Raw genomic sequence first — 12587 nt, forward strand, 5'->3', positions numbered from 1 at the left:
GTTAACCTGACACCGGGTGGTGCTCGATTCGCCGAGTTGGGGTTGGAAGTGAAGGTCGCGGGATTATTCGCCGGTGTTGGGGGATTGGAGCGGGGCCTTGCTGCAGCGGGGCATGAGCCAAGCCTGCTTTGCGAAATTTGGGAGCCCGCTCGTGCCGTCCTCGCGGCGAGGATGCCTGACGTTCCCTGTAAGCGGGACGTTCGAGATCTCAAGACCCTTCCGAGGGAAGTCGACCTGATAGCAGGCGGATTTCCCTGCCAGGACCTTAGCCAGGCGGGCCAAACCCTGGGTATTGGAGGCTCTCGGTCAGGGCTAGTGGGTGAAATCTTCCGCCTGCTCGACCGACGGCGCGTGCCATGGGTCGTGCTTGAGAATGTTTCATTCATGTTGCAACTCGACAAGGGAAGCGGCATGCGTACCCTGGTCGAAGCATTTGAGGAGCGCGGCTATCGGTGGGCTTACCGCGTCGTGAATAGTCTCTCGTTCTTGCCACAACGGCGGGAGCGTGTGCTTTTTGTCGCGACTACGACCGACGTCGATCCTGCTTCGGTCATTCTGACGGACGAAGCTGAGCCAAATGTGCTCCCAACCAATCTCGATGGTTATGCTCACGGTTTCTATTGGACCGAAGGAATACGTGGTCTCGGGTGGGCCCCCGATTCGATTCCCACATTGAAGAATGGCTCGACCGTTGGGATCGCTTCTCCACCCGCGATCTTGCTGCCTTCAGGGGATGTCATTACACCTGACATTCGGGATGCAGAGCGCCTTCAAGGTTTTCCGGAGAATTGGACCCGTCCGGCAGAGCAGGTTTCTCGTGCTTCGCTTCGCTGGTCGCTCGTCGGGAATGCCGTCACAGTTCCGGTTGCAGCGTGGTTGGGCAAACGCTTAGCTCGACCCGGCAAGTATGACGCCCATCGAGATGGCGCACTTCCTGCGAGTGGCAGGTGGCCAACGGCGGCACGGTATGACGGCAACGGCCGATACGCAGTTCGAATCAATTCCTATCCGAAATGGGAAGCGCGACCCGCCTTAACACAGTTTCTTCGTCACGATGGAAAACCCCTTTCGGCGCGTGCTACGCGGGGATTCCTTTCGAGGACCGAGCGAGCAAAGCTGCGCTTTGCGGACGGCTTTCAAGATCGACTTCGCGAACATCTCTTTCGAATGGACGCCCTTGAGAACGCGAAGTTCGCTGTTGCTGCCGAATGAAGGCGGCGCGCCCCGATGCCAAAACATCCGCACGAATGGCGCGGATCAGGCAAAAGGGTACAAAGATTGAGACGATCGTCGCGACCGTGCTGCGCGATCTAGGTGTCCACTATCGCAAAAACGTAAAGAAGCTTCCCGGCAGTCCCGATTTTGCGAACCGCTCAAAACGCTGGGCTGTCTTCGTAAATGGGTGCTTCTGGCACCATCACAAAGGCTGCCTGAGAGCGACAATACCCAAGTCAAACCGGAATTTCTGGCTTGCCAAATTCCGTGACAATAGACGCAGAGACGCACGAAGCATAACACTTCTTCGGCGGGAAGGTTATCGCATCATCGTCATATGGGAGTGTCAAGAGAATCAGATCCGAGGCAAGCTAACTAAGATCCTTAAATCGCGTCGCGTAGATGCCGGATAGCCGAGCAATCATGTTTTCATAGTTGTATATGTCACCCTTAGGCGGCGCGGGGGGTGCATTCATGAGCTTAACAGCACTTCCGTCGTTCGCCATATCTATCACGACAATCGAAATCGCATCGTAGCCAACATCGCCGACCTTTGAGCGACGCGGAAGTTGCTTGATTTTGTCAATTGCGAGCTGAGCATCGCGTGGCTGTTTGTGCTTACTCCACTCTGGATCTGACAACTTGTTCTTCTTGTTCAAATCTGGACTAAGGTAATTCTCTGCGACATTCACCATGGTGTAGGCGACTGCGACTGCCTGATCACTCGCTCCGTGAACGGTAAGATGCGACGAGTTTAGTTCGTCATATAGACGAGGAAGTGCGCGCTGATGCGCGGTCATACAGGCCTTGGCTTCGAGTGCCATGATTACCGACCCGACAGGGGCACGAACGAGTTGCGGAAGGGTGTCAAAGGCACTCCGTTCCTCGTCAGTCAGTTTGATTTGATAGCTTCTTCCCATGCTCGCTAAGGTCTCAGCCGTGGCCGGACCACCAGGCGTGCAGAGTACGAGGTCAAGATTTTTCTTCCGGTCGTGAACGAAGTCTCGCATTTCATGATTGATGCCGAAACAAACTGCGCCCGCCTTTACGTGACGCCTCAGAAGCGGAGTCGAGACCATCAAATCGAAGATCACGCCCCAGCAGGCGATTTTGGAGTGATGGTCACTGCGCGAGTGATACTGCCAGTCGTTATGATAGCGATCTCGAATGTTTGCCGACGACAATGTTCGCGCCAGTATAGCAGGCCCATTCATTCGTGCCTCGATCTTTCGTTCCAATATCTCACGTTTATCTGATTCGCACCGTGGCCTTCCCACGGACTTCCACTCAACGAGAAGAGTAGATCTTGCGAGCGGCAATGAGCTCGATTGTCCGACGACAGACTGCAGCCTCTTAAGAGACGCCAAAAAGATGTTGATGTTCCGTACGGGGTGGAACTATCTAAAAGGATGCTCAGAAGAGCACGCGTTGACCTCGTCAGGTGATCAAGGCGCCGTGCTTGCGCCAAGCTACCTTAAGTTGTTCAACCTGCCGATAAACAATGCCGAAATTCGACCCTGCGTCGGTTTAGATCAAGCGTCCGTGCCTCTCCAAGAGACGCATTAGAACGTTGTTTGCATGCGCGAAGTTGTCGAGTTGCCCGCTAAGTTCATAAGACCATTTGGCGCCATGGAAGAGGTTGTTGCGTAGGCGCCAAACGATCATTAGGAGCGCCAGAACACGATCACGAGGGTCATTGTTGACTCCTTGTATTACTGAGCGGACCAGTTCGGGATGATCAGTGGGACGAAGGCCGAGATACGGGAAATGGTCGGTCAGCGCACCCTCAGCAAAGTACCGGTCCTGGAAATAGCGTAGCTCTGCATTATACAACTCGGCCTCAAGCGTGCCGGCGGCGGTCCACTCGTCCACCTTCGCGCGGATGCGATCGGCGCGCGCGAAATTGCTCATGATCTTCGCTTCGAAGAGACTCCACAAGAAGGCGAAATTAAAGATCGCGCTGCGATCCTGTGCCGGGAGGTTTTTGAACCCGGGCGCCTTTTCCAAAAGCCATTGTTCGCTCATTGTAATCTCACCGATGCGTCCCAATAAAACACGAGGCGCTCTAGGAATGTCTGACAAGAAGAGATCCCAATCAACATTGTGAAAGCCCTACAGTAAAAAAGCAACCACGGGTTGTCGAGGCCTGAATTGCGAAGAGTTAAGAAAGCTCGTCGGTTGCCGCAGGTCGGCCCGCCTGATCGATACAGATGTGCGTATGCCGTCCGACACGGCCGTGAGGCACTTTGGTTCTCTCTGTGCGGCGTACCAACTCACGGGTCCAGTCCACCTAGCCGGAAGACCTGTGCGCTTCGGGTTGCCGCACAGCGGCGACCGCGGCATGAAAGCCCCGCCATGGTCAAGACCTCGGTCACGTTAATTTGCGCCGTCGGCGACGGCCAAGGGACGGCTGTGGCGTTCTCGTCAATCAGCAGCGAGCGAGAAGGCCGAATACTGTGCTCGTGTAATGCCTAGAGCATTGAGATTGCGGTCTGCCGCATCGCCAGACGTAGCTTCGCCTCGGCACGCGGGACTGCGACGAGGGGCGCTGGCGTTTTCCGAGGGTGCGTCTTTCTTTGCATTCATGCGCTGATGTCAGCATGTGCCCGATCGATTCGCCTCAAGTCCTTGTGCTGCGGTGGTGTCGGCCCGCGATGGTTGTCTCCGTCAGTTCGTTCAATGGCACGCGTCCAACGCACCCTCGAATGGGCTGATCAGGCCCGAGGGCCGGCCAAAGCCTCGATCGCCTTCCCGCAACGGCTGCACCTGCTTTTTCCCCTGCCGCGAAGTGGGCGGCATTCCTCGCGGGAGACAAAAAAGCAAGCTTGTCGCCGTCCTCCGCTGGCGCTGCGGGCCTGACGGCTGCGGGCCGATCGCTCCCCGGGCCAGGGATCGCCATCGAGGCCGCGATGGGCGCGGCCCGAGCAACCAACGGAGAGTACTATGGCTACTATCGGCACCTTCACCGCTTCGGACAACGGCTACGTCGGCTTCATCAAGACGCTGACGCTGAACATCAAGGCACGGTTCGCCGCATCCGAGAAGGATAACGACAAGGCGCCCGACTACCGCATCTTTGCCAGTGTGACCGAGTTCGGTGCCGCGTGGAAGAAGACCGCCCGCGACAGCGATCGCGAATACCTCTCGGTCAAGCTCGACGATCCGAGCTTTCCGGCCCCGATCTACGCCTCGCTGGTGAAGGTCGACGGCGACGAGGGCTTCACCCTGATCTGGTCGCGCCGCAGCGGCGACTGATCCTTCGGGATCATCGGCCCCGCCTCCTCGGAGGCGGGGCTTTTTGCGTGTGTGCCGAGCATGACCGGCAGCTTGGAGGTGGAAGTCCTCTATCCAGCCTGATGACGGTGAAGGATTAGCGAAGCGCAAGGGCGTCATCGCGAGGTGGGGTCTGAAGGAAGCGTGGAGCAAAGCCGCGGCCCGATGGACAAAAACCGGATAACGAGGCCTACCCGGCCGGACGAGCGAGCACGTGATCGCGAAGTCCACGGTCATCAAGGGCCGGGGTGGTAAATCCGGCGGGCGTGCGGCGAAGGCGGTCGATCTTACCTCGGGAGATCTGCGCTGCGTCTCGGCAACGAGACTGAGGTCGTCGTAAGGCGATCTGACCGCGGTGCAGAAGTCAGCAGAGGGCATAGTAGGCGGAACGAGTTTCGCCGAAGGCCTGAACGCTGGAAGTGACGAGTAGATGCAGCGATATCGCATCGGCCATGTGACTGAATTCCGGGCAACTGGCCTCGGAACGGCGGGAAGGGGTGAAACCCTGACTGACGCTGATCAGAGGAGTCGAAGCTGGCGCGACGATTGCTGACACCCAAACTACGGCGGCAACAGAACAACTCTTGCCGCTTAATCCAGCGAACCGCCGTATACGGACCCGTATGTCCGGTGGTGTGGGAGTTGCGCCTTGCAAGCGCGTTGAAGTCTGCCGTCTGAGATGACGGCCGCGGCAAAGCCTAGCGAGCAGCCGCGAACCGAGTCTTGCGTGGCGTCCGGTAACGGCCGTTGCGAAGCGTAGACAGGGAGGTTGTAGGCCGGAATGAAGTGAACGGGAAAATAGCCCCGAAATCGAACGTGATCGGAGTAGCCGACCCTGTCTCTCAAAGGGGAAGGCGGAACCGCAGGCCGCGACAACGCGAGCGGTCAGAGGTGCTCCCGGGGTTCGTACCGCCAGCATGCAATCAAAGGAAGCAGCGTGAACAAGGGAGATCCATCCGGTTCAAGCGCAAGCTTGTAAGACCTGCCAAGCCGCTGAGGTGAGAAGGGTCTGACGACCGGGTGGAAGTCAGACTGACCGATAGTACTCCGAGGACGGGAGAGCCGGCCACATGGGGAAGCGGTCAGCGGTAGTTGAATTGTTCTTGGGCGACATGGGCTCCATTCAACGGGAGTTACGGCCTTCTATGCAAAGAGAAGATCAGCTGACCATGGAAACGAAACTTGAACAAATAGCAGTGAAAGCTCGGCGCGAGACAAATCTTCGCTTCACCTCGTTGGCCCATCACATCACGCGCGACCGAGTGCAAAAGAATCTATTACAGATTCCGAAGCGCTCCGCCGCCGGGGTGGACGGACAGACGGTGGAGGCGGCGAAGGAGAGCTTCGAGGACTGGATAGGGCCAATGCTCCAATCCATCCATCGCCAGGGATATCGGGCGCCGAACATTCGGCGGGTCTATATCCCCAAGCCCGGTAAGACGGAGAAGCGCCCCCTCGGGGTTCCAACTGTCGCCGACCGGGCGCTCCAGCGCAGCACGGCTGAGGTGCTGGCCGCTATTTACGAGCAGGACTTCTTACCCTGCTCGTTCGGCGGCAGGCCGAAGCTCAGCGCCCATCATGCCTTGGCGACCCTCAATGAGGTGATCGCCGGCGGCATGATCAGCTGGGTGTTGGAGGCGGATTTGAAGAACTTCTTCGGGAGTCTCGATCATGATCGGGTCCTCCGGTTTGTCGAACATCGAGTCGGTGATCCGCGCCTGATCAGCTTGATCCGGCGCTGGTTGAAAGCGGGCATCCTGGAAGACGGAGCGGTGCACCCGAGCGAACAAGGAACGCCACAAGGCGGATCGATCAGTGTGCTTTTGAGCAACCTCTACCTTCATTACGTTCTCGACCTCTGGTTCGAACGCGTGGTGAAGGGTCGGTTGCGGGGCGAAGCCCGACTGGTGCGCTATATCGACGACTTTGTGATCTGCTTCCAATATCGATCGGACGCCACCCGCGTACAGGAGGCCTTGCGTCTTCGGTTGGGGAAGTTCGGCCTCACTCTAGAGCCGACCAAGACCAAGTTGGTCGAGTTTGGTCGGTTCGCGCAAAGACATGCGGGCAAACGCGGCAGAAACCGCCCGGAAACAATCTACTTTCTGGGGCTGACGCTCTATTGCACGCGAAACCAAAAAGGCAACTTCAAGGTTGGGATGCGCACCGAGAAATCTCGGCTAAAGCGCAGCCTTATGTCTCTGCAGGAGCTGATGCGGCAAATACGGCATTACAAGATCAGTGACCAGGCCGATGAAATCAACCTCGTCCTGCGCGGCCACTATGGCTATTACGGCGTCGCCGGAAATCTCCGGAGCCTCGTAAAAGTCTATCGGGCCGTGGAGCGTTACTGGCGCGGAATGCTGCGCAGCCGCAGCTGGGCAGGCCGACGCCTCACTTGGGACGCCTTCAACCAAATCAAAGAACGGACACCGTTGCTGAAGCCTAAGCTGCGCCTCCCTTATCGGGAGCTGCAAGCGCTTGCAGTGCTGTGAACCAACTGTCGAAGAGCGTCGGTGCGGGAAATCCGCACGCCACGTTCTGTGGGAACCGGGGGCGGGCGACCGCCTCCGGTGACCCGGTGGGAGGGGCTGCGAGGCTCCCCCCTATCCCGATTTCTTTGCGCCGCTTTGGAAGGAAGCAGAAAGCGCAAGTGCCATGCTGCAAACCGGAGAACGATGAGAACAGGATGCCGCGGGCTCACCTGCTATAGGTCGTCGGCCGGGCGAAGAGCCCACCAACAGCGCTAGCATACGGCCGAGGACTGCGGCGCGTCGCGCCGCTGGAAGATCGACTCGCGTGCGTAGCACGCGCCCGATCTTGACTTGAAAGCGCTTAGGGCTCCGCCCTCGGCGCGCTTCGGAGCGCCTTCCGCCCAGCTTCCTCCGCGCTAACGCGCTTCGTGCAGCCGGTTCCCCGCGAAGGCGCCCACTCCGCTTGCACACCCGCTGCTCGCCGCGAGGCAGGGTTGCAGCGCAGCGCTGCGCTTCAACCTCAGCCCATAGGAGAACGACCATGAACATGATGACCTTGTCCATAGGCGAACAGCCTGCATCCGGCGGCTTTCGCGTGGACGTCTCGCGCGGCCAAAGGATCGGCCGCGTGTCGTCCGAGTGGTTTGCGCGACCGGATGACGAGCGGTACCTGAACCTGCCGGGCCTTTATGAGGCGGTGCGGGGACGGGCCGAGCGCGCGGAAGCGCGAACGGTGGAAAGTCGGACCATCCGGGTAGAGGCGAGCCGAGACAATTCCGAGCGGTTGGTCCTGGTGGTGCCGGGACGTGACGAGCCAGTGGCGCCGACGCATTGGAGCTTTGGCCAGTTGTGCACGCTGGCGGGCGCGCCGACATCCTATCTGCGGCAGCTTCCTGCAGCCCTGTCGGCCGTCAACCTGCAATATGGCTTGCTGTCGCATCGCGCCGAGCTGGTGAAAACCTTAGAGACCGACAATGGACGCGTCGAGCTTCGTGCTGTCACCGGGCCGGACTATGGCCGCATCTGGGATCACGAGTTGGTCGCCGCGGTCATGAAGATCGCAGGCAATGGCACGGGTGACACGCGGTGGAAGGTCCCGGGCGTGATGGATTGGGCAACCATGACCCATAATCCGTTTGTGGACGTGACCAAAGACACGACCACGCTCTATGCCAGTGACCGGGATGTGTTCCTGTTTCTGGTCGACGACACCAACCCGATCGAAGCGGGTCGTCTGGCAGATGGATCGCCGGATTTGTATTTCCGAGGCTTCTACTGCTGGAACAGCGAAGTCGGCAGCAAGACGCTTGGGATTGCGAGCTTCTATCTTCGCGCCGTCTGCATGAACCGCAATCTTTGGGGCGTGGAGAATTTCGAAGAGATCACGATCCGGCATTCGAAGTTCGCAGCTCAACGTTTCGCGCATGAAGCCGCGCCTGCGCTGACCAGCTTTGCCAATTCCTCGCCCGCGCCATTCGTTGCCGGCATCAAGGCGGCGCGGGAGCGGATCGTTGCCCGCACGGATGAGGACCGGGAGACGTTCCTCCGCAAAGGTGGGTTTTCCAAATCCGAGACCGTGAAAATCATCGAAACCGTTCTAGGAGAAGAAAATCGCAAGCCGGAAAGCATCTTTGATTTCGTGCAGGGCATTACCGCATTTGCTCGCGGCAAGGCTCATCAGGACACGCGCCTCGAACTCGAAGGCAAGGCAAAGCGCCTGATGGACCGGACCATCTGATGACATGAGCCGCGCAATCGGGGAACGGTTGCGCGGCTTCGCTCGGTGCCTGGTGCGCGCCGCCAATCCGGCTGGCCGGATCGGCGGCGGCGACGCGTATCCGCGTCCGGCGCTCGCCGGGCCTCCGGCCCGGCTCGCAAAAGGTCAGGATCGAACCTTGGACACTTTCTCGTCAAGCAGGCCGACCGGCCGCACCTCCAAAGCTTGGGCCGTCTGTCAGATTGTTGGAAGGATCACGTTTTGCGTGGTGGACTGGAAATTCCGCAATCTAATGACGTTTGTTGCGCCCTCTCACGCAAACTAGTCGCTCTTCAGCAGTTTCCAGGGCTCGATCTGCAACCCAACGGCAATCCTTGCCAGGTTGTCGAGGGAAATGTTTCGTTCAGATCTTTCAACCGAGCTTAGATAGGTACGATTAATCCCGGACTCGTGCGCGAGCGCTTCTTGGCTAAGGCCGCGAGCAGCCCGGAGCCGGCGCATATTCCTGGCCAGCACGTCCCGGAGCGGTCCTTTGTGCGTCCTCTTCACGGACGCAGATACTGCTGCTTGATGCTTTTAAGGCTACCGCTTTTAAGTTACAATCCGCTCAGCCTGTTGCACTATGGGAAATGCGATGGGAGGGCACCAAAGGATACCATGTCAAAATTTCCGATTGATCCTGAGGTTGCTGACATAGCGCCGGCCGACGTCGAGCTGACGGTCTATGACAAGCAGCACGTAGTCACGTACATCCGCCTTCTACAGGCCGATAGCGAGGGCGCGGACTGGCGGGAAGCCGCTCGGATCGTGTTGCACGTCGATCCGGAGCGTGAGCCGGATCGCGCGCAGAACGCATACGAGAGTCACCTCGCGCGAGCTAAGTGGATGACCGAACAGGGGCGTCTCTTACGCGGTGCGGGGTCGAGTTAGAAGAAATTCGTCGACCAAATCCCTGATTTGGCGATCGTCGTCTCCGGCCACCACGTGGTCATTCGGGAGACCACGCGGTGTCAAACCAGGGTCCTCCTGCGGCCCAATCGATCGGAATTATTGCGCCACGATCCTTGTTTGCCGCGTGCAATGAGGCGGAAGTAATGCCTGGGTTCGACTGGCGGTCGCCGGAATCCTGCGAGAGCCTTCAAGGACGCAGAGATAGCAACATTGAGGCGACGGCTGGCACGCAGCGCTGCGCATCGGCGCGGTCGAAGTCTGGTCAACAGAACCGTCAAGCGGTGGCGCTCACCAAGTAGCCAGGTTGTCGTCCGACCGCAAACTTGACGCGTGGGCATACGCGGCCCGACAACCTTGGTGCGACAGGAAAGGGCGTGCGCCAGGTCCTTCCTTTAACGAGCCATCCAATCAGCGACGCGAGCGGTTGAGCGCGGCTCCTCACGCGCTCGATGCAGAGTGCTGATAGTACATATCGTGCCACCGCAGAAGCGCCGTTCGCCAGGAAGCCTATTCCGGATCGCGCCTGGAAAACGCACGACCTGCGCAGCCGAACCGTCCGCCTGATGCTGACGGAACGCAACGGGCGCAGCTGGCCGTTGCCCAAATGGAATAGCTGTCGTGTGTTCGCGAGCGCGAATCTTCTCTCATGAAACTGGCAGTCCGATGGGGGGCTGGATGGCCGCTACTTAGGACGTCTGCCCGCGTCTGCCGTGATCGGTCTTGCGTTCCGGTGAGGACGTGGGAGGAGTGATCGTGCATTACGAGTGCTTTCGATCTGCCATTCCCCTGCTCGATAGACTGCGGGACCATTCCTCCCTCCCGACCAACATATACCGGACCTGTGAGCGCGGTGGTGGCCTAGGGCGGCCGCACGGCCGTGGCGCGCAGCAGCGTTACCCTGGAAGGGCGCAAGCACGACGGTATGTTTGGCTCCGTCGGGAGCGCGCGTTCGGGCTGTTGTGCCGCTGCTCTTCGTTTGGACTGTCTGCAGCGGTCCGCACTTGCGAAGAAACGGCGTCACGGCCGACGGCGAGCTGCGGCATCACCACAGCCGGAGTGCTGCCGGCCGGTGCAAAGACACGCCGTCCATTGGCCAGCTCGACCGCCATCATGCCGTCCGGCGGCTGCACCAGATCGTGCAAGGCGGCGAGCGCCGTGAGCTCTTGGCCGCGCGGTCGGCGAGCGTCGCGAGTTGCGGTGCCTTGCGAGCGGTTAGCCAGCGGAACACCATGCTGGTGGCGACGCCATGGCGGCAGTAAACCTGCACCACGCTGACGCCGGGCTTCTCCGTCTGCTGCACGATCGCCCGCTTCTGCTGTTGCTGAACCGACGCCGGTTCGACGCCCGTCCCGCGCTTCCGGCGTCAAGCGGTGTTTGCGTCGCGCGCAATAAGCAGCGCTGCTTGATTGAGCCTGGGCACCCGGATGAAGCAACAATCGCCTGTCCATCTCGTCGCCGGAGTCTTCGCGATGGTCGCGCCGGATCTTCAACGAATCGGGCGAAAGACCGAGCGCGCCGCAGTATACTCAGCATGCCCCATGCCACTCTAGTTCATCGCCTCGTCATGCATGTTCTAGGACGCTCGAAGCGCGCCCGGACCGCAGTTCGTGATGACCATCGAAGCCATGTTGGACGCACGGCGACGATCTTCGAAGGCTTCGAAAAATTGCACAGGGGCGCCTGCTGGTCGTTCGACATGATCCGGTGTGCCGGCGTCTGATGACGGTTCCTGGCGTCGGCCCCGTTGCGGCCCTTCGTTCAAAGTCGGTGTCGATTACCCTCGGCGCGTCGCACGATCGCAAACGGTCGGCGCGCATTTTGGCCTGACGCCGAGGCGGCGACACCAGTCCGGAACCGCCGTGGACTATGAGGGCCGTATCACTAGGCAAGGCGATATCGCCGTTCGGGAGGCGCTCTGCGAGACGGCTGCAAGCCTTCTGCTGCGCGTCAGGACCTTGACCGCCTTGGGCGCGTGGGGACTGCGGATCGCCAGCGGTCAAGCATGCTGTGCGCGATCGTCGCCGTTGCGCCAAGCGCGCAAGCATTCTGCATCGGATGTGGGTCAGCGAGACCGACTTCCACATCGGCCTCGGCGCCAAGATAACCACGACGGCTCAGGTTGAAACCTGCGCAGCAATTGCTGCGCTGACAACCGGGAACTGTTGCCGGTCTCGCATCCAGCACGTTGAGGAGACGCAAATTAGAGATCCGCGCGCGCGGTGAGCGTCCGCTGGCGGGGCCGCGAAACGGGGAATCTCCGCTATATCTCGCCTGCTGCCGTCCTTCGGGGATGAGAGCGCCCGACTGCTTGGACAGCCCTGTTTACGAACCTGATGAAGAGCATGCGATGGCCATGTGCCGAACGCGAAGGAACGCATGGACCCCACCTGGAGAATGCAAGTCGTGACCGTGCTGATGGCGAACGCTGCTCGCAATCGAAGCAGCGAGATAAGGCGCTGCTTGTTTGGAGAAATCGTAAAAAAGCGTAGGAGGGAGTTGACTTTGCGTGCTCGATTAGGAGGGCGAGATAAAAGGGCGCACATTGCGCCGCGGTCGGTTCGTTGTGTTGTTTGGAGTTTTCCGTCTGCCGCGCAGGGTGCTCGCCTGGCCAGCAATGTGCGCCCTGCACGCAAGTCACTGGCACTCCGCAATCTATTAGACATTGCCGAGGTTGGCGATGGCCGAGGGGCGTGAGTTTCGCATCCGGCCCGGCCCCATCCACTCATGCACTTCGCGGCGGGCGTGGCCATTCATTGCGCAGGCGCTCGCGGCGGCCAAGAAGGTTGGCGGGCAGGTGTCCCATACGGACCGGATCATCCCAGGCAGCCGGTCGCGCTTAGGACACGGCCGGGTAGCAAGCGTGCGGGCCAACCGGCTGCTGACGGGGCCTCGCGCATCGTCGCTATCGGACCCGCGTCGTCCGTCACCGCGCGCCGCACCGTTCGTCGCCCACCTCA

General features: G+C 59.9%; 11 protein-coding genes. 7 read left to right on the plus strand and 4 right to left on the minus strand.

Going from position 1 to position 12587, the window contains the following annotated elements; all coding sequences use genetic code 11:
• Positions 1-48 precede the first annotated feature (48 nt).
• Both ACVMDN_RS38910 and ACVMDN_RS38915 read left to right on the plus strand, forming a co-directional pair.
• A complete protein-coding gene (locus tag ACVMDN_RS38910; protein WP_456843695.1) occupies positions 49-1212 on the plus strand; it encodes a DNA cytosine methyltransferase in 1164 nt (387 codons plus the stop codon).
• Positions 1209-1628 carry a very short patch repair endonuclease gene (locus ACVMDN_RS38915; protein WP_456835824.1) on the plus strand — a complete coding sequence of 140 codons (420 nt, stop codon included), beginning with the start codon at positions 1209-1211 and terminating at the stop codon, positions 1626-1628. Before ACVMDN_RS38910 ends, ACVMDN_RS38915 begins: the two co-directional genes overlap by 4 nt.
• Here ACVMDN_RS38915 and ACVMDN_RS38920 read toward each other — a convergent pair.
• Together ACVMDN_RS38920 and ACVMDN_RS38925 are read right to left on the minus strand one after the other, a co-directional pair.
• Positions 1587-2429, minus strand: a complete 843-nt coding sequence (locus ACVMDN_RS38920) for a hypothetical protein (RefSeq protein WP_456835823.1) — start codon at positions 2427-2429, stop codon at positions 1587-1589. The two genes, ACVMDN_RS38915 and ACVMDN_RS38920, sit on opposite strands and share 42 nt — an antisense overlap.
• Positions 2430-2742: 313 nt before the next feature.
• Positions 2743-3240: a hypothetical protein gene (locus tag ACVMDN_RS38925; protein ID WP_456835822.1), complete on the minus strand. Its 498-nt coding sequence runs from the start codon at positions 3238-3240 to the stop codon at positions 2743-2745.
• A gap of 918 nt (positions 3241-4158) precedes the next feature.
• Here ACVMDN_RS38925 and ACVMDN_RS38930 point away from each other — a divergent pair.
• The 3 genes from ACVMDN_RS38930 (at position 4159) to ACVMDN_RS38940 (ending at position 8700) form a co-directional block, all read left to right on the plus strand.
• Positions 4159-4470 (plus strand): DUF736 domain-containing protein, encoded by a 312-nt coding sequence (locus ACVMDN_RS38930; RefSeq protein WP_456835821.1) that lies wholly within the window; start codon positions 4159-4161, stop codon positions 4468-4470.
• A gap of 1130 nt (positions 4471-5600) precedes the next feature.
• Positions 5601-6983, plus strand: a complete 1383-nt coding sequence (gene ltrA, locus ACVMDN_RS38935) for a group II intron reverse transcriptase/maturase (RefSeq protein WP_456835857.1) — start codon at positions 5601-5603, stop codon at positions 6981-6983.
• Positions 6984-7509: 526 nt separating this feature from the next.
• On the plus strand, positions 7510-8700 hold the full coding sequence (locus ACVMDN_RS38940; protein WP_456835922.1) for a DUF932 domain-containing protein: 1191 nt from the start codon (positions 7510-7512) through the stop codon (positions 8698-8700).
• A gap of 300 nt (positions 8701-9000) precedes the next feature.
• Here the strand turns inward: ACVMDN_RS38940 and ACVMDN_RS38945 are convergent, their stop codons facing one another.
• Positions 9001-9180: a helix-turn-helix domain-containing protein gene (locus ACVMDN_RS38945; RefSeq protein ID WP_229162973.1), complete on the minus strand. Its 180-nt coding sequence runs from the start codon at positions 9178-9180 to the stop codon at positions 9001-9003.
• A 156-nt stretch (positions 9181-9336) separates the two neighbouring features.
• Here ACVMDN_RS38945 and ACVMDN_RS38950 point away from each other — a divergent pair, with 156 nt between their 5' ends.
• A complete protein-coding gene (locus ACVMDN_RS38950; protein ID WP_456835820.1) occupies positions 9337-9609 on the plus strand; it encodes a DUF2285 domain-containing protein in 273 nt (90 codons plus the stop codon).
• Positions 9610-10738: 1129 nt separating this feature from the next.
• On the opposite strand, the gene ACVMDN_RS38955 is transcribed toward ACVMDN_RS38950, so the two are convergent.
• On the minus strand, positions 10739-10930 hold the full coding sequence (locus ACVMDN_RS38955; protein ID WP_456835819.1) for a hypothetical protein: 192 nt from the start codon (positions 10928-10930) through the stop codon (positions 10739-10741).
• 406 nt (positions 10931-11336) lie between these two features.
• Between ACVMDN_RS38955 and ACVMDN_RS38960 the strand changes: the two genes are divergently transcribed.
• The gene (locus ACVMDN_RS38960) at positions 11337-11753 is read left to right on the plus strand and encodes a transposase (RefSeq protein ID WP_456835818.1); all 417 of its coding nucleotides are present in this window, start codon (positions 11337-11339) and stop codon (positions 11751-11753) included.
• Positions 11754-12587 lie beyond the last annotated feature (834 nt).

It is taken from the genome of Bradyrhizobium sp. USDA 4510, assembly GCF_054059095.1.

Excerpts from the sequence above, each read along its gene's own strand:
- ACVMDN_RS38915 (WP_456835824.1), top strand. The coding sequence starts at position 1,209 with ATGAAGGCGGCGCGCCCCGATGCCAAAACATCCGCACGAATGGCGCGG.
- ACVMDN_RS38920 (WP_456835823.1), bottom strand. The coding sequence starts at position 2,429 with ATGAATGGGCCTGCTATACTGGCGCGAACATTGTCGTCGGCAAACATT.
- ACVMDN_RS38925 (WP_456835822.1), bottom strand. The coding sequence starts at position 3,240 with ATGAGCGAACAATGGCTTTTGGAAAAGGCGCCCGGGTTCAAAAACCTC.
- ACVMDN_RS38930 (WP_456835821.1), top strand. The coding sequence starts at position 4,159 with ATGGCTACTATCGGCACCTTCACCGCTTCGGACAACGGCTACGTCGGC.
- ltrA (WP_456835857.1), top strand. The coding sequence starts at position 5,601 with ATGGGCTCCATTCAACGGGAGTTACGGCCTTCTATGCAAAGAGAAGAT.
- ACVMDN_RS38940 (WP_456835922.1), top strand. The coding sequence starts at position 7,510 with ATGATGACCTTGTCCATAGGCGAACAGCCTGCATCCGGCGGCTTTCGC.
- ACVMDN_RS38945 (WP_229162973.1), bottom strand. The coding sequence starts at position 9,180 with ATGCGCCGGCTCCGGGCTGCTCGCGGCCTTAGCCAAGAAGCGCTCGCG.
- ACVMDN_RS38950 (WP_456835820.1), top strand. The coding sequence starts at position 9,337 with ATGTCAAAATTTCCGATTGATCCTGAGGTTGCTGACATAGCGCCGGCC.